The organism is Salmonella sp. NW1250 (assembly GCF_051812965.1).
GTDB lineage: Bacteria > Pseudomonadota > Gammaproteobacteria > Enterobacterales > Enterobacteriaceae > Salmonella > Salmonella enterica.
Map to the genome: position 1 here is coordinate 162106 of NZ_JAMNDD010000007.1, position 19974 is coordinate 182079.

At 53.8% G+C, this 19974-nt stretch carries 17 protein-coding genes and 1 pseudogene; 10 read left to right on the forward strand and 8 right to left on the reverse strand.

Going from position 1 to position 19974, the window contains the following annotated elements:
- The first annotated feature begins 88 nt into the window (after positions 1–88).
- From adiC to pmrB, 4 genes are all read left to right on the forward strand, one after another.
- Complete coding sequence (gene adiC / locus NBA72_RS14205) at positions 89–1426, forward strand: arginine/agmatine antiporter (protein ID WP_000093130.1); 1338 nt, start codon at positions 89–91, stop codon at positions 1424–1426.
- A gap of 133 nt (positions 1427–1559) precedes the next feature.
- On the forward strand, positions 1560–3203 hold the full coding sequence (gene eptA / locus NBA72_RS14210; protein WP_000919294.1) for a phosphoethanolamine transferase EptA: 1644 nt from the start codon (positions 1560–1562) through the stop codon (positions 3201–3203).
- A complete protein-coding gene (pmrA, locus tag NBA72_RS14215) occupies positions 3200–3868 on the forward strand; it encodes a two-component system response regulator PmrA (protein ID WP_000697899.1) in 669 nt (222 codons plus the stop codon). The genes eptA and pmrA overlap by 4 nt, the downstream gene beginning before the upstream one ends.
- A gap of 9 nt (positions 3869–3877) precedes the next feature.
- On the forward strand, positions 3878–4948 hold the full coding sequence (pmrB, locus tag NBA72_RS14220) for a two-component system sensor histidine kinase PmrB (RefSeq protein ID WP_001212189.1): 1071 nt from the start codon (positions 3878–3880) through the stop codon (positions 4946–4948).
- 7 nt (positions 4949–4955) lie between these two features.
- On the opposite strand, the gene pmrR is transcribed toward pmrB, so the two are convergent.
- Both pmrR and proP read right to left on the reverse strand, forming a co-directional pair.
- Positions 4956–5045: an LpxT activity modulator PmrR gene (gene pmrR / locus NBA72_RS14225; protein WP_000844399.1), complete on the reverse strand. Its 90-nt coding sequence runs from the start codon at positions 5043–5045 to the stop codon at positions 4956–4958.
- 69 nt (positions 5046–5114) lie between these two features.
- The gene (gene proP / locus NBA72_RS14230; protein ID WP_000919710.1) at positions 5115–6617 is read right to left on the reverse strand and encodes a glycine betaine/L-proline transporter ProP; all 1503 of its coding nucleotides are present in this window, start codon (positions 6615–6617) and stop codon (positions 5115–5117) included.
- Between the two features lie 467 nt (positions 6618–7084).
- On the opposite strand from proP, the gene NBA72_RS14235 reads away from it, so the two are divergent.
- The 6 genes from NBA72_RS14235 (at position 7085) to yjcO (ending at position 13103) form a co-directional block, all read left to right on the forward strand.
- Positions 7085–7420 (forward strand): zinc ribbon domain-containing protein YjdM, encoded by a 336-nt coding sequence (locus tag NBA72_RS14235; protein WP_000056482.1) that lies wholly within the window; start codon positions 7085–7087, stop codon positions 7418–7420.
- Positions 7421–7539: 119 nt separating this feature from the next.
- On the forward strand, positions 7540–7983 hold the full coding sequence (yjdN, locus tag NBA72_RS14240; RefSeq protein ID WP_001131301.1) for a VOC family metalloprotein YjdN: 444 nt from the start codon (positions 7540–7542) through the stop codon (positions 7981–7983).
- A 151-nt stretch (positions 7984–8134) separates the two neighbouring features.
- Complete coding sequence (gene phnO / locus NBA72_RS14245; RefSeq protein ID WP_001549776.1) at positions 8135–8569, forward strand: aminoalkylphosphonate N-acetyltransferase; 435 nt, start codon at positions 8135–8137, stop codon at positions 8567–8569.
- A 257-nt stretch (positions 8570–8826) separates the two neighbouring features.
- Positions 8827–9735: a lipid A hydroxylase LpxO gene (lpxO, locus tag NBA72_RS14250; RefSeq protein WP_000457035.1), complete on the forward strand. Its 909-nt coding sequence runs from the start codon at positions 8827–8829 to the stop codon at positions 9733–9735.
- 354 nt (positions 9736–10089) lie between these two features.
- Positions 10090–12237: a formate dehydrogenase subunit alpha gene (gene fdhF / locus NBA72_RS14255; RefSeq protein WP_077917570.1), complete on the forward strand. Its 2148-nt coding sequence runs from the start codon at positions 10090–10092 to the stop codon at positions 12235–12237.
- A gap of 176 nt (positions 12238–12413) precedes the next feature.
- On the forward strand, positions 12414–13103 hold the full coding sequence (gene yjcO / locus NBA72_RS14260) for a Sel1 family TPR-like repeat protein YjcO (protein WP_000771451.1): 690 nt from the start codon (positions 12414–12416) through the stop codon (positions 13101–13103).
- 157 nt (positions 13104–13260) lie between these two features.
- On the opposite strand, the gene gltP is transcribed toward yjcO, so the two are convergent.
- From gltP to nrfB, 6 genes and pseudogenes are all read right to left on the reverse strand, one after another.
- Positions 13261–14571: a glutamate/aspartate:proton symporter GltP gene (gene gltP, locus NBA72_RS14265; protein WP_042949315.1), complete on the reverse strand. Its 1311-nt coding sequence runs from the start codon at positions 14569–14571 to the stop codon at positions 13261–13263.
- Between the two features lie 344 nt (positions 14572–14915).
- A complete protein-coding gene (nrfG, locus tag NBA72_RS14270) occupies positions 14916–15536 on the reverse strand; it encodes a heme lyase NrfEFG subunit NrfG (protein ID WP_042949317.1) in 621 nt (206 codons plus the stop codon).
- Positions 15533–17771: pseudogene (gene nrfF / locus NBA72_RS14275) on the reverse strand (heme lyase NrfEFG subunit NrfF). Before nrfF ends, nrfG begins: the two are co-directional and overlap by 4 nt.
- The gene (gene nrfD / locus NBA72_RS14280) at positions 17764–18720 is read right to left on the reverse strand and encodes a cytochrome c nitrite reductase subunit NrfD (protein ID WP_042949322.1); all 957 of its coding nucleotides are present in this window, start codon (positions 18718–18720) and stop codon (positions 17764–17766) included. Before nrfD ends, nrfF begins: the two are co-directional and overlap by 8 nt.
- Positions 18717–19388, reverse strand: a complete 672-nt coding sequence (gene nrfC / locus NBA72_RS14285; protein WP_001278035.1) for a cytochrome c nitrite reductase Fe-S protein — start codon at positions 19386–19388, stop codon at positions 18717–18719. The genes nrfD and nrfC overlap by 4 nt, the downstream gene beginning before the upstream one ends.
- Positions 19385–19951, reverse strand: coding sequence for a cytochrome c nitrite reductase pentaheme subunit (nrfB, locus tag NBA72_RS14290; RefSeq protein ID WP_042949325.1), 567 nt, complete (start codon positions 19949–19951; stop codon positions 19385–19387). Before nrfB ends, nrfC begins: the two co-directional genes overlap by 4 nt.
- Between the last annotated feature and the right edge of the window lie 23 nt (positions 19952–19974).

A 19974-nucleotide genomic window follows, 5' to 3' on the forward strand; every position in this document is an offset into this window, starting at 1 on the left:
CGTCTCCGACATAATTCAGCGGCATTCTGAGGGGGTATGATACGACGTAATTTATCGTAACGAAGTCACCTTTTCAGGAGTCCAAATTATGTCTTCGGATGCTGATGCTCACAAAGTGGGCCTAATCCCCGTCACCTTAATGGTATCGGGGAATATTATGGGTTCAGGGGTATTCTTACTCCCTGCCAACCTGGCGGCCACTGGCGGGATTGCAATCTACGGATGGCTGGTCACTATCATCGGCGCCCTGGCGCTGTCGATGGTTTATGCCAAAATGTCGTCCTTAGATCCCAGTCCCGGCGGTTCTTATGCCTACGCACGCCGCTGCTTCGGGCCGTTTTTGGGCTATCAAACTAACGTGCTGTACTGGCTGGCATGCTGGATCGGTAATATCGCGATGGTCGTTATCGGCGTCGGCTATCTGAGCTATTTCTTCCCGATTCTGAAAGATCCGCTGGTATTAACGCTTACCTGCGTCGCGGTGCTGTGGATTTTTGTTCTGCTGAACATCGTCGGGCCGAAAATGATTACCCGCGTACAGGCCGTCGCCACCGTACTGGCGCTGGTGCCTATCGTAGGGATTGCGGTCTTCGGCTGGTTCTGGTTTAAAGGCGAAACCTATATGGCGGCCTGGAACGTGAGCGGCATGAATACTTTCGGGGCGATTCAAAGCACGTTGAACGTTACGCTGTGGTCATTCATCGGGGTAGAAAGCGCCTCCGTTGCGGCCGGGGTGGTCAAAAACCCGAAACGCAACGTGCCTATCGCCACCATCGGCGGGGTACTGATCGCCGCCGTCTGCTATGTGCTCTCCACAACGGCGATTATGGGGATGATCCCCAACGCGGCGCTGCGTGTGTCGGCATCGCCTTTCGGTGACGCGGCGCGTATGGCGCTGGGCGATACCGCAGGGGCTATTGTTTCCTTCTGTGCGGCAGCAGGTTGCCTGGGCTCTCTCGGCGGCTGGACGCTGCTTGCCGGTCAAACCGCAAAAGCGGCGGCGGACGATGGTCTCTTCCCGCCGATCTTCGCGCGGGTTAATAAAGCCGGTACGCCAGTGGCTGGGTTGCTTATCGTCGGCGTGCTGATGACTATCTTCCAGTTCAGCAGTATGTCGCCGAACGCCGCGAAAGAGTTTGGTCTGGTCTCCTCCGTGTCGGTTATCTTCACCCTGGTGCCTTATCTTTACACCTGTGCCGCGCTGTTGCTGTTGGGCCACGGCCACTTTGGTAAAGCGCGCCCGCTGTATCTGCTGATTACCTTCGTCGCGTTTGTGTATTGCATCTGGGCGGTCATCGGTTCCGGCGCCAAAGAAGTGATGTGGTCGTTTGTCACGTTGATGGTGATCACCGCGCTGTATGCGTTGAACTACAACCGCATTCACAAAAACCCGTATCCGCTGGATGCGCCGGTTAAACAGGATTGACCACGTGTAGTTAATGTTATCGCAACAGGCCGGATAGCGCAGGTTATCCGGCCACCTCCAACATTAAGTTCTTAAGGTTCACTTAATTTTACTTTGTCACGATTAGCGTCACCGAATCGATGGACGCATCAACATGTTAAAGCGCTTTCTTAAAAGACCTGTTCTTGGGCAAATCGCCTGGCTTCTGCTTTTTTCCTTTTATATTGCCGTCTGCCTGAACATTGCGTTCTACAAGCAGGTACTACAAGACCTACCGTTAAACTCGCTACGCAATGTGCTGGTGTTTATTTCCATGCCGGTCGTCGCGTTTAGCGTGGTCAATAGTGTGCTGACGCTGGCCTCATTTATTTGGCTAAACCGACTGCTGGCCTGCGTTTTTATTCTGGTCGGCGCTGCCGCGCAGTATTTTATTTTGACTTACGGCATCATCATCGATCGCTCCATGATCGCCAATATGATGGATACCACGCCCGCGGAAACCTTTGCGCTGATGACGCCGCAAATGGTGCTGACTCTGGGATTAAGCGGCGTTCTGGCAGCCGTGATTGCCTTCTGGGTCAAAATCCGTCCGGCGACGCCGCGCTTACGTAGCGGGCTTTACCGCCTGGTCAGCGTCCTGATCTCTATTTTATTAGTTATTCTGGTCGCCGCCTTTTTCTATAAAGATTACGCCTCGCTATTTCGAAATAATAAACAGTTGATCAAAGCGTTAAGCCCATCGAACAGTATTGTCGCCAGTTGGTCATGGTATTCGCATCAACGGCTGGCGAATTTGCCGCTGGTACGCATTGGCGAGGATGCCCATCGCAATCCATTAATGCTGAAAGGCGATCGCAAAAACCTGACGATTCTCATCGTTGGCGAAACCTCGCGCGGCGATGATTTCTCTCTTGGCGGCTATCCGCGCGACACCAATCCGCGGCTGGCGAAAGACGATGTGATCTATTTCCCGCATACCACCTCTTGCGGTACGGCGACCGCGATCTCCGTTCCCTGCATGTTTTCTGATATGCCGCGCAAACATTATGACGAAGAGCTGGCGCATCACCAGGAAGGGCTGCTGGATATTATCCAGCGCGCGGGGATTAACGTACTGTGGAATGATAATGACGGCGGCTGTAAAGGCGCATGCGATCGCGTTCCGCATCAAAATGTCACCGAGCTAAACCTGCCCGGACAATGTATCGACGGCGAGTGCTACGATGAAGTGTTATTTCACGGTCTGGAAGACTATATCGACCATTTGAAAGGCGATGGCGTTATTGTATTACATACCATCGGCAGCCACGGCCCAACCTATTACAACCGTTATCCACCGCAGTTTAAAAAATTTACCCCAACCTGTGACACTAACGAAATTCAGAACTGTTCCCAACAGCAGTTGATCAACACCTATGATAATACCGTGCTGTACGTGGACTATATTGTAGATAAAGCCATTAACCTGCTGAAATCTCATCAGGATAAATTCACCACCAGCCTGGTCTATCTTTCCGATCACGGCGAATCATTGGGTGAAAATGGCGTTTATTTACACGGTCTGCCGTATTCCATTGCGCCGGATACGCAAAAACATGTCCCGATGCTCATTTGGCTTTCTAAAGATTATCAACAGCGTTATCAGGTGGATCAGGCCTGCCTGCAAAAACGGGCGAGCACGCTGGATTATTCACAGGACAATCTTTTCTCAACCATGCTGGGATTAACCGGCGTACAAACGACGTATTACCAGGCCGCAGATGATATTCTGCAACCGTGCAGGAGACTAAGCGAATGAAGATACTGATTGTTGAAGACGACACGCTATTATTACAGGGGTTAATACTCGCCGCGCAAACCGAAGGCTATGCGTGTGATGGCGTTTCGACAGCGCGTGCCGCCGAGCATAGTCTGGAGTCTGGTCATTACAGTCTGATGGTGCTGGATTTAGGGCTGCCCGATGAGGATGGCCTGCATTTCCTGACGCGAATCCGACAGAAAAAATACACCCTGCCGGTACTCATTCTGACCGCCCGCGATACGCTCAATGACCGCATTACCGGGCTGGATGTCGGCGCAGATGATTATCTGGTTAAACCCTTCGCCCTGGAGGAGTTGCACGCCCGCATCCGCGCGCTGCTGCGCCGCCATAATAATCAGGGTGAAAGTGAACTGACGGTTGGCAATCTGACGCTCAATATAGGCCGCCATCAGGCATGGAGGGATGGACAGGAACTGACCCTGACGCCTAAGGAGTACGCGTTGCTCTCACGGTTGATGCTCAAGGCAGGCAGTCCGGTGCACCGGGAAATTCTTTATAACGATATCTACAACTGGGATAACGAACCCTCGACCAACACTCTGGAAGTGCATATACATAATTTGCGCGACAAAGTCGGCAAGTCGCGCATTCGCACGGTTCGCGGGTTTGGCTACATGCTGGTTGCCACTGAGGAAAGCTAAGTGAGCCTGATGCGTTTTCAGCGAAGAGCGATGACCCTTCGCCAGCGTTTAATGCTGACAATTGGTCTTATTCTGCTGGTGTTCCAGTTAATCAGTACCTTCTGGTTATGGCATGAAAGCACTGAGCAAATCCAATTGTTCGAGCAGGCGCTGCGGGATAATCGCAACAACGATCGCCATATCATGCACGAAATTCGCGAGGCGGTCGCCAGCCTGATCGTCCCCGGCGTATTTATGGTTAGCCTGACGCTGCTAATTTGTTACCAGGCGGTACGGCGTATTACCCGTCCGCTCGCCGAACTGCAAAAAGAGCTGGAAGCGCGGACGGCGGATAATCTGGCGCCGATCGCCATTCACAGCTCCACGCTTGAGATTGAGTCCGTCGTCTCGGCGATCAATCAACTGGTTACGCGTTTGACCACCACGCTCGACAATGAACGCCTTTTTACCGCCGATGTGGCCCATGAGCTACGCACGCCGCTGTCGGGGGTGCGTTTGCACCTGGAATTATTGTCAAAAACCCACAATGTTGATGTCGCGCCGCTTATCGCCCGTCTTGACCAGATGATGGATAGCGTCTCCCAGCTTCTGCAACTGGCGCGCGTGGGCCAGTCATTCTCTTCCGGGAATTATCAGGAAGTAAAACTGCTGGAAGATGTGATCCTCCCCTCCTACGATGAGCTGAACACCATGCTGGAAACGCGCCAGCAAACTCTGTTGCTGCCGGAAAGCGCGGCGGACGTGGTGGTGCGCGGTGACGCGACGTTACTGCGTATGCTGCTGCGAAATCTGGTGGAAAACGCGCATCGCTATAGCCCTGAAGGAACCCATATCACTATCCACATTAGCGCCGACCCCGACGCTATTATGGCGGTCGAAGACGAGGGGCCGGGTATTGATGAAAGCAAATGCGGGAAGCTAAGCGAAGCGTTCGTGCGGATGGACAGCCGTTATGGCGGAATTGGCCTGGGGCTGAGTATCGTCAGCCGCATCACCCAGCTACATCAGGGACAGTTTTTCCTGCAAAACCGTACGGAAAGAACAGGCACCCGTGCCTGGGTGCTGTTGAAAAAGGCATAACAGGCGTTTAATACGTCGTGACCCACACATAGATAAAACTGCTGACAATCAGCACACTACACAGGGTCGTCAAACTTTTATAAATATAGCTTTTCATGACGCTCTCCTCCAAAGGTATGGAGGAGAGTATGCCCGCGAGAGATTAAGCGAACCTTAAGCGCGAAATTTATTCATCGATACGCGGATGTTGCTGTACCAGACGCGAACGTTTGACCTGCAGCTCCGCAATTTCCTGATCGATGTCGTCGATTTTCTGCTCAATATTATCGTAATGCTCACCCAGAATTTCCTTCGCTTCCTGGATGTCCGACGCCGCTGGCGTTGCGCCTTTTAGCGGACGATTGGCCGTCTCTTTCATGGAAATACCGGTAATCAAGCCGATCACCGCGATGACCATCAAATAATACGCCGGCATCATCAGATCCTGCGAGCTTTCCACCAGCCAGGCCGCCAGCGTTGGCGTCAGACCGGCAATCAATACAGAGATATTAAAAGCCGCCGCCAGCGCGCTGTAACGAATATGCGTCGGAAACATCGCCGGCAATGTCGAGGCCATCACCCCGGTAAAGCAGTTCAGAATCACCGCCAGCATCAACAAACCGGCAAAAATCAGGCCAATAACGTTACTGTTAATCAGGATGAAGGCCGGGATCGCCAGCGCAAACAGCGCAATGCTGCCCATAATCACAAATGGACGTCGACCGAAACGGTCGCTCAGCAGCCCCATCACCGGCTGCACAAACAGCATCCCGATCATAATGGCGATGATAATCAACACGCCGTGATCTTCAGAATAGTGCAGGTTATGCGACAGGTAGCTCGGCATGTAGGTGAGTAGCATGTAGTAGGTCACGTTGGTGGCAATCACCAGACCGATACATGACAACAGGCTACGCCAGTGTTTAGTGGCAATCTCTTTAAAGGAGACTTTCGGCCCATCCTGCAACCCTTCGCGGTCGCCCTGCTCCAGTTTATCCACGTGCTGCTGAAACGCTGGCGTCTCTTCCAGCGCATGGCGTAAGTAGAGACCAATAATTCCCAATGGCAAGGCGATAAAGAACGGAATACGCCAGCCCCACTCCAGGAAATTCTCCTCGCCGACAATCGTCGAGATTAAGACCACCACGCCCGCGCCCAGCACGAACCCGGCGATGGAACCAAAATCCAGCCAGCTTCCCATAAATCCGCGTTTACGATCCGGCGAATATTCCGCGACAAAGATCGACGCGCCGGTATATTCCCCGCCAACCGAGAAGCCCTGCGCCATTTTACACAGCAACAACAGTATTGGCGCCCAGATACCGATCGTCGCGTAAGAGGGGATTAACCCGATACAGAAGGTACTGATCGACATAATCACAATCGTGATCGCCAGGATCTTCTGGCGCCCGTATTTATCGCCGAGCATACCAAAGAATAACCCGCCGAGCGGACGAATCAGGAAGGGAACGGAAAACGTGGCCAGCGCGGCAATCATTTGAACGCTGGGATCGGCGCCGGGGAAAAAGACTTTACCCAACGCGTAGGCAACAAATCCATAAACACCAAAATCAAACCACTCCATCGCGTTGCCCAGCGAGGCGGCGGTAATCGCTTTGCGAAGTTTACCGTCATCAATGATGGTCACATCGCCCAGTGTAATCGGTTTTATTTTTTTCCTTTTCAGCATAGCTGTCCTCATAGGCTAAGCCCTGTAGCGCTATATACGGCGGGCACTGGCATACCGCGCCAGCGTCGCCGTCGAGCGGAGGGAGGGGCGCGAACGCTATCCCTCATACAAGCGTAGCAGGTTTACTTACACTGTCCGGTTACGGACTGTACAACCGAACCTGTTGACGCCTGAATGGGCAGTTAATGACCTTTTTACCCTAACAGGGTTTAAATATGTGATCAACTTCACACATATATGTCAATTCGGTCAAAAGGTGTAAACAAGGACGCCCTAATGCGCTGTGGTGACAGTAAAAAAGCGGTTATTCGAGTGTAAACCATTGCTGACTGGCGTGGCGCAGCCCCTTTTATAAAAGCGGCAATAGTCCCGACAACGCTAAGGATTTTGTGTATAATTGCGGCCTTTTTCGGCGATCTGCCATTTTTGGGCGCGTTTGCCCCCGCTGACTTTTTGAGGATACCAACATGTCATTACCCCACTGCCCGCAATGTAACTCCGAATATACCTACGAAGATAACGGCATGTTCATCTGCCCGGAATGCGCTCACGAATGGAACGATGCGGAACCCGCTCAGGAGAGCGATGAGCTGATTGTCAAAGACGCCAACGGCAACCTGCTGGCGGACGGCGATAGCGTCACCATCGTGAAAGATCTGAAAGTAAAAGGCAGCTCTTCCATGCTGAAAATCGGCACCAAAGTGAAGAACATTCGTCTGGTTGAAGGCGACCATAACATCGACTGCAAAATCGATGGTTTTGGCCCGATGAAACTGAAATCCGAGTTCGTGAAAAAGAACTGATTTACCGTGTCATTGCCCGGTAGCGCCTCGCTTACCGGGCCTGAGCGGCCCTGCCACCGACAATATTGTGCCAATTTCGAACTACACTTAACGAGCATCTCTTATCTGAGGTAACCATCATGCCGTTAAGTCCCTATCTCTCTTTTGCCGGCAACTGTGCCGACGCCATCGCGTATTATCAACAAACGTTAGGCGCAGAACTGCTTTATAAACTCAGCTTCGGTGAAATGCCCCCCTCGGCGGCGGATAACGAAGAGGGCTGCCCGTCAGGAATGCGCTTTCCCGATACTGCTATCGCCCACGCCAACATGCGTATTGCGGGCAGCGATATCATGATGAGTGATGCCAGCGCGTCGGGAACGGCGCATTATTCCGGCTTTACGCTGGTGCTTGATACCCAGGATGTAGCAGAAGGGAAGCGCTGGTTTGATAACCTTGCCGCACAAGGGCAAATCGAAATGGACTGGCAGGAGACCTTCTGGGCGCAGGGTTTCGGCAAGGTCAGCGATCGTTTCGGTGTGCCGTGGATGATTAACGTGGTTAAACATCAGCCTGCCACCTAACTCCCCGGGAGGCTCGCCCTCCCCCTTGCCATCAGAGTGATCTTTGGCTGCACGTTATCCGCCGTTTAACTGCCATAGAATAAATAATGACGGTAGTTTGCTACAGTCTGGCGAAAGATGGTTGATCCTGATGAAGCGTCGGGAGGACATTATGCCAGTCTGTGAATTACGCCACGCGACAACAGAGGATACCGATTCTGTTTACGCGCTTATCTGTGAGTTACTTAAAAATGAGCTTGATTATCAGGCTTTCAGGGATGGATTCGCCGCTAATTTACTGGACCCCAACGTTCATTATCGTTTAGCGCTGCGCAACGGAGAGGTAGTCGGCATGATCAGCCTGCATATGCAGTTTCATCTCCATCATGCCAACTGGATTGGCGAAATTCAGGAGCTGGTGGTATTACCGCAGATGCGGGGACAAAAAGTTGGCAGTCAGCTTCTGGCCTGGGCAGAAGAAGAAGCACGTCAGGCGGGCGCCGAGCTAACGGAGCTTTCCACAAATATTAAACGCCGCGATGCACACCGTTTTTATCTTCGCGAAGGTTACAAGCAAAGTCATTTTCGGTTTACGAAAGCATTGTGATCGGGCAGCCGTCATCAGGAGATAAGGCATAACGTAATCAGCCGTCACCGGGTGAAGTAGCGGAGCCATCTCAATTCTACTGTCGGCAAGCCTGGATAAAGGTTAAACGGGCTGACTCGCTTCTTTAGCAAAAACGGCCCTTTTAAGTTGTGGAAATGTAAATTTATTGTCAACGAACTACACTTTTCTCTTTGGCATCACCGGGAGGGTTGCCTGAAAATCCCGGGATGAGGTTTTCTTAGAAGGACAGTGACGTTATGTTCGCAGCAATCATTATCGGTATTTTTATTATCAGCGTCATTTATGCGCATTCACGCGGTGTGGAAAAACAAAAGCTTTCCCGTCAGCTCTTTGACCACTCGACGTTTATGGCGCCGATCAATATGTTCATGACTCGCTTCTCAACGTTACCGGCAAAGCAGCCGTACTTTGATACCACGGCATTTCCAGAGCTGCAGAAGCTGACGGAAAACTGGCAGGTGATTCGTGAAGAGGCGCTACGGCTTCAGCATCACATAAAAGCCGCGCAGTCCAATAACGACGCCGGATTCAACACCTTTTTCAAGCGCGGCTGGAAACGGTTTTACCTTAAATGGTATTCCGATGCCCACCCGTCGGCGGAAACGTTATGCCCGATAACGACAAAGCTGGTCAACAGCATCCCCTCTATTAAAGCGGCGATGTTCGCCGAGTTGCCTCCCGGGGCCTATCTGGGAAAACATCGCGACCCCTATGCCGGTTCAGTACGTTACCATCTTGGATTAAGCACACCGAATGACGACCGCTGTTTTATTGAAGTTGATCGACAGCGCCATAGCTGGCGCGACGGCGAAGCCGTCATCTTCGACGAAACCTACGTTCATTGGGCGGAAAATAAAACTGAGCAGACGCGTATTATCCTCTTTTGCGATATTGAGCGCCCAATGAAATGGCGCTGGGCGCAGAGCGTAAACCACTGGGTCGGCGCATCGTTGATGTCCGCCGCCAGTTCGCCAAACGACGAGAACGATCGCACCGGTGCGATTAATCGCATCTTTAAATACGTTCATGCAGCACGCGATGCCGGGCAACGGCTGAAAAAGAAAAACCGCACTCTCTATTACGCGCTGAAATATCTCGTTATTGCCGCTATTTTTGCCGCGATAATCCTTTTCAGCCTCCTCTGAAGCCGGGCCGCGGTATGAAACTGCCTGCCGCGGCCTGTTCTATCCTGGCGTTAGTCTCAAAGCGTTCCCTGGCCTTGAGTCCATCCATCCGGATAATTTCCACTTCAGGCAGAGCAGATTGCCGGATGGCGGCTCCGCCCTATCTGGCCTGCGCTCAGCGTTTCTCCCCATAATAAATGTCATGCGGCATTTTCTTTCGACACGTCAAAACTGACGATAGCCTGTTTTTCGTCAGGGTTTTGAACAAAATTCGCCCGTAATATCAGGGAAAGCCCATACTAAAAAAGTGGCATAAAACATGCATACTGAGGGCGACAGCGCGTATGCGCGATTTGATTAACTGGAGCGAAACCGATGAGAAAAGTCGTCACGGTTTGCCCGTATTGCGCATCAGGTTGCAAAATCAATCTGGTGGTCGATAACGGCAAAATCGTCCGGGCTGAGGCGGCGCAGGGGAAAACCAACCAGGGTACCCTGTGTCTGAAGGGCTACTACGGCTGGGATTTTATTAATGATACCCAGATCCTGACCCCGCGCCTGAAAACCCCAATGATCCGTCGCCAGCGTGGCGGCAAACTGGAATCTGTTTCCTGGGATGAAGCGCTCAATTACGTCGCTGAACGTTTGAGCGCCATCAAAGCGAAGTACGGTCCGGATGCAATCCAGACAACCGGCTCCTCTCGCGGTACCGGAAATGAAACCAACTATGTAATGCAAAAATTCGCACGCGCCGTTATTGGTACCAATAACGTTGACTGCTGCGCTCGCGTCTGACACGGCCCATCGGTTGCAGGTCTGCACCAATCGGTCGGTAACGGCGCAATGAGTAATGCGATCAACGAAATTGATAACACTGATTTAGTGTTCGTCTTCGGGTATAACCCGGCGGATTCCCACCCTATCGTGGCGAATCATGTGATTAACGCTAAACGCAACGGGGCGAAAATTATCGTCTGCGATCCGCGCAAAATTGAAACTGCGCGCATCGCTGACATGCATATCGCGTTGAAAAACGGCTCGAATATCGCGCTGCTCAACGCCATGGGGCATGTCATTATTGAAGAAAACCTGTACGACAAAGCGTTTGTCGCCAGCCGTACCGAAGGTTTTGAAGAGTACAGTAAGATTGTCGAAGGCTATACGCCGGAGTCCGTCGAAGAGATCACTGGCGTGAGCGCACAGGAGATTCGTCAGGCGGCGCGGATGTATGCCAGCGCGAAAAGCGCAGCGATCTTGTGGGGTATGGGCGTCACCCAGTTCTATCAGGGTGTGGAAACCGTGCGTTCACTGACCAGCCTCGCGATGCTGACCGGCAACCTCGGCAAGCCAAGCGCGGGCGTTAACCCGGTTCGCGGCCAGAACAACGTTCAGGGCGCGTGCGATATGGGCGCGCTCCCGGATACTTATCCGGGCTACCAGTACGTTAAGTTCCCGGAAAACCGCGAGAAGTTCGCTAAAGCCTGGGGCGTAGAAAGTCTGCCTGCGCATACCGGCTATCGCATCAGCGAGCTGCCGCACCGTGCGGCGCATGGCGAAGTGCGCGCGGCGTACATTATGGGTGAAGATCCGCTGCAAACCGATGCGGAACTCTCTGCGGTACGTAAAGCGTTTGAGGATCTGGAACTGGTCATCGTGCAGGATATCTTCATGACCAAAACCGCGTCGGCGGCGGATGTGATTTTACCCTCCACCTCCTGGGGCGAGCATGAAGGCGTCTTCTCTGCGGCTGACCGTGGCTTCCAGCGCTTCTTTAAAGCCGTTGAACCGAAGTGGGACCTGAAAACCGACTGGCAGATTATCAGTGAAATCGCCACCCGGATGGGCTATCCGATGCACTACAACAATACCCAGGAAATCTGGGATGAGTTGCGTCATCTGTGCCCGGATTTCTACGGCGCCACTTACGAGAAAATGGGCGAACTGGGCTATATCCAGTGGCCATGCCGCGACACGTCGGATGCCGATCAGGGAACCTCGTACCTCTTTAAAGAGAAGTTCGATACCCCCAACGGTCTGGCGCAGTTCTTCACCTGCGACTGGGTAGCGCCTATCGATAAACTCACCGAAGAGTACCCGATGGTACTGTCGACGGTGCGCGAAGTCGGCCATTACTCCTGCCGCTCAATGACCGGTAACTGTGCGGCGCTGGCCGCGCTGGCCGATGAACCGGGCTATGCGCAAATCAATACCGCCGACGCCGCGCGTCTGGGCATTGAAGATGAAGCGCTGGTGTGGGTTCATTCGCGCAAAGGTAAAATCATCACCCGCGCGCAGGTCAGCGATCGCCCGAACAAAGGGGCGATTTACATGACCTACCAGTGGTGGATTGGCGCCTGTAACGAGCTGGTGACTGAAAACCTCAGCCCGATTACCAAAACGCCGGAGTACAAATACTGCGCCGTACGCGTTGAGCCGATCGCCGATCAGCGAGCCGCCGAGCAGTATGTGATTGATGAGTACAACAAGCTGAAAACCCGCCTGCGCGAAAGCGCAATGGGTTGATCTGCCGGATGGCGGCATCAGAATGCTTTATTCGGCCTGCGTCTACTGTAGGCCTGATAAGATGCATTAGCATCGCCATCAGGCATTTTCCCTATAACAGCCTCCGCCCGGAGGCTGTTTTTTTATCCATACGATCTCTTTATACTGTCTTTTCCGTACCCTAAATAAAATTCAAAATGAAACTACTTCTTGCATTGATGTTGTTTATGACATTCTTTGCCCATGCCGCAGATCCTGAGCCGGGTAGCCAGTATTTGCAGGCAGCAGAGGCAGGTGACAGACGCGCACAATATTTTCTGGCCGATAGTTGGTTGAGCTATGGCGATTTGAACAAAGCTGAATACTGGGCGCAAAAAGCCGCCGACAGTGGCGACGCCGACGCCTGCGCGCTACTGGCGCAAATCAAAATCACTAATCCGGTAAGCCTGGATTATCCCGACGCGAAAAAGCTGGCTGAAAAGGCGGCTAACGCGGGCAGTAAAGCGGGCGAAATTACGCTGGCGCGGATCCTGATCAACACCCAGGCCGGGCGTCCGGACTACCCAAAAGCCATCTCGCTGCTGCAAAAGGCCTCTGAAGATCTGGATAACGACTCCGCGGTGGATGCGCAAATGTTGCTTGGCCTGATTTACGCCAACGGCGTGGGCATTGCCGCCGATGATGAAAAAGCCGCCTGGTATTTCAAACGCAGTTCCGCCATTTCCCGTACCGGCTATTCAGAATACTGGGCGGGAATGATGTTTTTAAACGGAGAACCGGGCTTTATTGAAAAGAACAAGCAGAAGGCGTTGCACTGGTTGAATCTAAGCTGTCTGGAAGGGTTTGATACCGGTTGCGAAGAGTTCGAAACGCTAACAAATGGCTGATGTTTATTGCCGGATGAACGTAGTCGTTGTAGGCCTGATAAGCGTAGCGCCATCAGGCAACCCGGAGCAGGTTGTCGGATGGCAGCGTGAACGCCTTATCCGGCCTACATTCTCTTTCGCTGTAGGCCGGATAAGCAAAGCGCCATCCGGCAATCCGTTATTGGGCGGTCTTATCAAATTTGCCCAGCACGTCGCGCTCGTAGGCCAGCGCTTTTTTGCGGTCAAACTTGTGTTCCCACTTGGCGATCACCAGCACCGCCAGCGCATTCCCCACCACATTTAGCGCAGTACGCGCCATGTCGAGGATACGGTCGACACCGGCGATAAACGCCAGCCCTTCCAGCGGAATGCCCACGCTGCCCAGCGTCGCCAGTAACACCACGAAGGAAACGCCAGGCACGCCGGCAATCCCTTTCGACGTCACCATCAGCGTCAGCACCAGTACAATTTCCTGCCACAGCGACAGGTCGATACCGTATAGCTGCGCGATAAAAATGGCGGCGATGCTCTGGTATAACGTGGAGCCGTCGAGGTTAAATGAGTACCCGGTCGGCACCACGAAACTGGTGATAGAGGCTGGTGCGCCGTAAGCTTCCATCTTCTCGATAATGCGCGGCAGCACGCTCTCGGAGCTGGCGGTCGAGTACGCCAGAATCAATTCATCTTTCAGAATGCGAATCAGAATCCAGATACTTAACCCGCACAGGCGCGCCACGATACCCAGCACCACCAGCGCAAAGAAGATAATGGCAAAGTGTACCAGCAGCACCAGTTTCGCCAGCGGCCACAGCGACGCGAAACCAAAATTCGCTACCGTGACGGCGATCAGCGCAAAAACGCCCACTGGCGCATAGCGCATCACCATATGGGTGACTTTAAACATGGTTTCAGAGATGGAACGAAATACCGTCACCAGCGGTTCGCGGTGCGTTGCCGGCAGGGACGACAACCCCAGCCCAAACAGGACCGAGAAAAAGATAATTGGCAGCATATCCCCTTTGGCCATCGATGCGATGATATTGGTCGGCACCAGCGACAGTATCGTCCCCATCAGCCCATGCGCATGACTTTGTACTTCCGCCGTGGTGTTCTGGTATTTCGAAATATCGACGGTCGCCAGTTGCGACATATCAATGCCTAAGCCTGGCTGAAAGACATTCGCCAGCGTAATGCCGAGGATAATCGCCACCGTGGTGATCAGTTCAAAATAGAGAATGGTTTTGGCGCCGATACGGCCTAGCTGTTTTGCATCGCCAACGCCGGCGATGCCGACAATCAGAGTCGAGATCACGATCGGCACGACGATCATTTTAATCAGATGGATAAAGATATCGCCAGCAGGCGACAGCAGGTTGGCAATCAGCCATTCACGACTGTCACTGTGATAATGCAGATAGCTGCCCAACAGAATGCCCAGCACCATAGCCAGCAAAATTTGCCAGGCCAGGCTGACTTTCAAATTTTTCATAACAACAGACTTCCTCGATGAAGCGTTGCTCTCCGCCGAAAGCATGAGAGCAATACATACTGAAAGGGTATGATTTGTGTTGCGTTGGTTTGTAGAGTTTTTTAACGCGCATAATCAGTATCATTTGCATAGCGTCTTGCGCAACCCTTTCATAACAGGGCTTTTGGCTGTTTTTATGCATAATAACGCGAGTTTATGGCGTTAATGATGAATAACTATTTGTTATGGAAAGTTTTTTACTTCGTCAAAAACGAATAATACACTGAGGTAATTAATTTTTACTTGTGTCTCATTCGCCGTTTTTTTAAACAGCACACATGACAAAAGTCACAAAAAAGAAAAAATTATTTCTGCCGATTTTGTAACAATTTAGCCAAATTAATGGCCTCTACCAGCTGCGCGCGGTTCACTCGCGGCGAGTTGGCATCCAGTAAGGTTTGCCACAGCGACACGGCTTGCGCATAATCCGCCTGCATAAACGCATCCGCCGCCAGCAGCATCTGCGCGGTCACTTCTGTCGCATCCAGCGCTAACGCTTTATTAATCATTTCACGCGTCGCAGGCGTCATATGTTGCCCGGCCTGGTAATACAGCACCGTTGCCAGCGCGGCGAAAAGCTGCGCGTTATCGCCTCGCAGACGCAACGCCTGACGATATGCCAGCAGCGCATTGTCATACGCATTGCGATAGAGATAATACTCGCCCAGCCGCGCCCATTGCTCGCTATCCTGCGGATTGGCGCGGATTTTTTCTTGCAGCGTGGAAAGCTGCGCCTCTGGCGTTTGCGGGTTCGTAAAGTCACGTAGCGGATCGGCCAGACGCTGTTGCTCGCTACGCACAGCCTGCCATTTCGGCGTCAACAGATAGCCGCCGACACAGGCAGCCACCATCAACACCGCCGCAGCCGCCAGACGCTTTACGGGCATGGGACGTAACGGCGCAGTGGAGTGTTCAGACTGGCTCATTGTTCTCCCTCTTCTGCGTGCTGACGCTTTCTCACCCGCCAGACTACCACTCCCACCAGCAATAACAGCAGGTACGGCAGCGCCCACAACAGCAGCGTTTGCTCATTCAACGGCGGGTTGTAGCGCACGAAATCACCATAACGATCGGTCATCCAGGCGGTGATTTCCGCTTCGCTTTTACCTTCGGCCACCATGCTGTAAACCTGATGGCGCATACTGACCGCCACGGGCGCATTGGATTCCAGCAAATTCTGGTTCTGACACTGCGGACAGCGCAGTTGACTGGCAATAGACAGCGCTTTTTCCTGCTGTTGCGGATTGTCAAAGCGCCAGGTATCCACCACCTGGGCGCGGGTGGCGAAGGTGATTAAAAACAGGACGATCGTTAAGAGTAAAAACTTTCTGCCGGATGGCGCTACGCTTATCCGGCCTACGGTTTGCGCATCCTGTAGGCCGGATAAGGCGTTTACGCCGCCATCCGGCAACGCTGTGAGTAATTTACGCGTCACGCTTCCTCCCCCGCCATCCGCTCAGCAGCGCGCCAAACACCATCAACAATCCCCCTCCCCAGATCCAGCGCACGCCGGTCTGCACGTATAAGCGCATGGCGTAACGATCCGGTCCGGTTTTTTCGCCCATCACCGCGTACCAGTCATGTAGCAGGTTCCAGTGAATCCCCGGCTCCATCATCTGTTGACGACGCGCGGCATAGAAGCGCCTTTCAGGCTGCAGGCTGCCAATGCGTTTTTCATTCCGCCACAACGTGATCCGCGCTTTTTCACTGGTGTAGTTGCCTTTGGCCTCCAGATCCAGACGCTCGAAACGAAAGGTATAGCCCGCCAGTACCACCTGCTGACCGGGGCTGAGGTTAAGGCTGATTTCATGCCGACTGCCGCTGGAAACCATGATCCCGGCGGCGAAGATAAATACGCCCGTATGCGCCAGCAATGCCGGAAGCTGACGATGCACAGAGACTTTGCGGCTTCTGATTGTCGCCAGTACGATAACCACCAGCATCAGCAGGCCAAACGGCAGCGTGACGCGATTAAAATAGGGCGCGCCCACCGAAAGCCTTCCCCAGCCCATCAAACCATAAATCATGGGGTAGAGCGTCCCGATTAGTACGATCAACAAGACGGCGCTAAAGAGCAGCAGCGTCGCCAGAATGAGCGTTTCACACTTTCCGCCGCCCAAACGCGTCGCCGGATACGGCTCCCGCGCCCGCCAGCCGTACAGAGCAAGCGATGCCAGACTTAACGCGGCAAAAAGGGTAAACAGCGGCACCGCACGCACGTTATCCAGCGCAAAGGCATGTACCGAAACAAGAATGCCGGAACGCACAATCAGCGTTCCCAGCAACGAGAGGATCAGCGTCAGTATCGCCAGCAGCAACGACCAGTGGCGGAAGCCCCCGCGCTGGCGGCTGACATACAAACTGTGCAGCAACGCGCTGGCGGCAAGCCACGGCAACAATGAGGCATTTTCCACCGGGTCCCAGAACCACCAGCCGCCCCAGCCCAGTTCGCAATACGCCCACCACGATCCGAGAATGATCCCCAGCGTCAGAGCGCACCAACCGGGTAACGCCCAGCGCCAGCAAACCCAGGCGGTTGCGGCGTTAAAGCCGCCGCACAGTAGCGAAGCCAGCGCTACGCTCGCCGCGGTCATCAGGCCGCCATAACCCAGATAGAGCAGCGGCGGATGTAAGATCAGCCCCAAATGTTGCAGCATGGGATTAAGGTCGCGCCCTTCCATGGCGGGAGGGAAAATACGCAGGAACGGATCGGACCACTGCACAATAAATAGCAGCAGCGAGGCCATAATGAGGGACAAGATGCTCAGGGTCAGCGGAAAAAGCGCGTCAGATTCATGCCGGGAGCGCCAGGCGAATAGCGCCGTCCACCCCGAAAGAAGCAGCGCCCACAGCAGGAGAGAGCCTTCATGACCGCCCCATACCGCCGCCAGTTTCAGTCCCCATGACAATTGACTATGGCTATGCTGCGCAACATAAACGACCGAAAAATCGCTGGTCAGAAAACAGCTAACCAGAATCGCAAACGCCAGTAGCAGCAGCGTGAACGCCGTCCACGCGCCGCAGATCGTCAGGCGCATGACGCCACGCCAATGCTGCGCCATCCCGCACCACGTCGCCAGCGGGGTCAACACGTTGACCCCGAGACTCAACAACAGCGCCAGAAATCCGGCTTCAGGAAGGAAGATGTCCAGATTATGCAACCGTTAGCTGTCCCGCATAAAGAATGAAAAAGCGCAGCAGCAGCACGCCGGTCAAACTGGCGCCGCAAACGGCCAGCACGCCGTGAAACGTGACGCTACGATTTGCCCAGGGTTTCAGCAGCAGCGGGATAATCAATCCCAGCCCTACGACGCCAAGCCAGAACCACCAGCTCCAGAATCCGCCGCCCAGCGCCGCCGCCAGCGCGCGCATTTTGCCGTCATCGCCCAGCGCCAGACCGACGAAGAACGCCGCCAGCAGGAAGATCTCCAGCCATACCACTGGGGTTTCCATGCGATGTACAAAGCGCGCCTCGGTGCTGTGCGGGTTGCTACGATGGCGTAACGCCATAGCGATCAGCGCCACCGCCGCGCCGGAGGAAATTCCAGAGAACAGGAACAGCGCCGGCAGGATCGGGTTATTCAGGAACGGATAGGATTTCAGCGCCGACAGCAGAAAGCCGGTGTACGCTCCGAGCAGAACCGCCAGTACCAGCATTAACGTCTCCAGCGCGCGATGAAACGGCGTTATTAGCGCCAACACTTTCTGCACGATCCCTAACCGCGGCAGCCAACGCTGTTGCAGGGCAATCACCTCTTTTTCAAAGATTTTCGCCAGCCACAGCACCAGCACTACCATGTACAACTGGAACAGCATGACCCCCATCGACATCACCGAGGTAAAGCTGTAGTGGAACATCAGCTTCCAGAAGGTCCACGGGCGCGTCAAGTGGAAGACCAGAATCAGCAGACCGAAGATAATCGCCCCCGGCCCTAACACCAGCGTAGTGCGCAGCAGCGTGCTGTCCGAACCGCCCGCCTCCGGATGGAAGCGGCGCAGCAGAATCGCCAACGTAACCAGTCCGGCGGAGATGCCAATCAGAAACAGATAGATGGCGATGGGCCAGTCCCACACCAGTGATGCAAAATGAAATGCAGAAGCGGATGTCATTGGCTCACCTCCCCATAGTTAAAGGGAACGCGGTAGACCTTCGGTTTTGTGCCCAGCGCCAGCTTGTAACGATAGGTAGTTTTTTGCCGCAACAAACGGGAGATATCGCTGTTGGGATCGTCCAGATTACCAAACGTCAGCGCCTTCGTCGGGCATGACTCAACGCAGGCGGGCTGTTTGCCCGCTTTCAGGTTGGTTTTCCGGCAGAAATCGCATTTATCCGCCGTCTTACTGACCGGATGGATAAAGCGCACGCGGTAGGGACACGCGGCAATGCAGTACTGGCAGCCGACGCAAAGGTCCGGGTTCACGTCGACAATACCGCTGGCGGCATCGCGGAATGATGCGCCGGTCGGGCAGACGTCAACGCAGGGGGCATGGTCGCAATGCTGGCACGAGTGGCGGAAGAAGCGATATTTCACATCAGGAAACGTCCCCTGCGGCTCGCTGCGAATAATCGTCAGGCGCGATACGCCTTCCGGCACGTTGTTGACTTCCCGACAGGCATCCATGCAGGCCGTGCAGCCGATGCATAATGACTCATCGTGTACCATGCCATAACGCACGCCGTTAATATTCAACGTGTTCGCTACAACGCGTCCTGCCATCCCACTGACCACCGCCAGCGCGCCGACGCGGGTAATAAATTGACGTCGGGTGCAACTCATGGCTGCTCCTTAAGCAACGGAACGGACGCCGGGTTAAAGTGCGGGTTAGTACGCTGATCGCTGTGGCAATCCACGCATATTTTGATCCGCCCTTTCTCGCTTAGCGTCTGCATCGTGTCTTGCTGCGGATGCAGGGAATGGCAACTGGCGCAGGTCACTTTAGTAACATGAACATCGTGCGGCCAGAACGCTTTTTGCAGTTGTTCAGGCAAGTGGCAGGACATACAGACGCTGTTCTGCTGCTCTACCGTATACATCGGGTCGTTAAAACGCATCACATCTTTCACCCCTTCACGGTGGTGAAGCGATGGTTGACCGTGGCAGTTGGTACAGGTTATCGGCAATTTATTGTTCGGGTTGATAGCGCCCGTATGTTTACCGTGCATACCTTCGATGTCCGGCTTGTGACAGTCCAGACAGGCAGCATCCGGATTACGCTGCTGGGTGACCGTCCAGCGTTGATCCGACTCCTGCGGCGTTGGCGTGGCAGTGATTCCACTCAGGCTCCAGAACAGGCCTGACGCCAGCACCCCAGCAGTTAATAACGAACGTAATACGCTCATATTCACTCCATTACATAATGCCT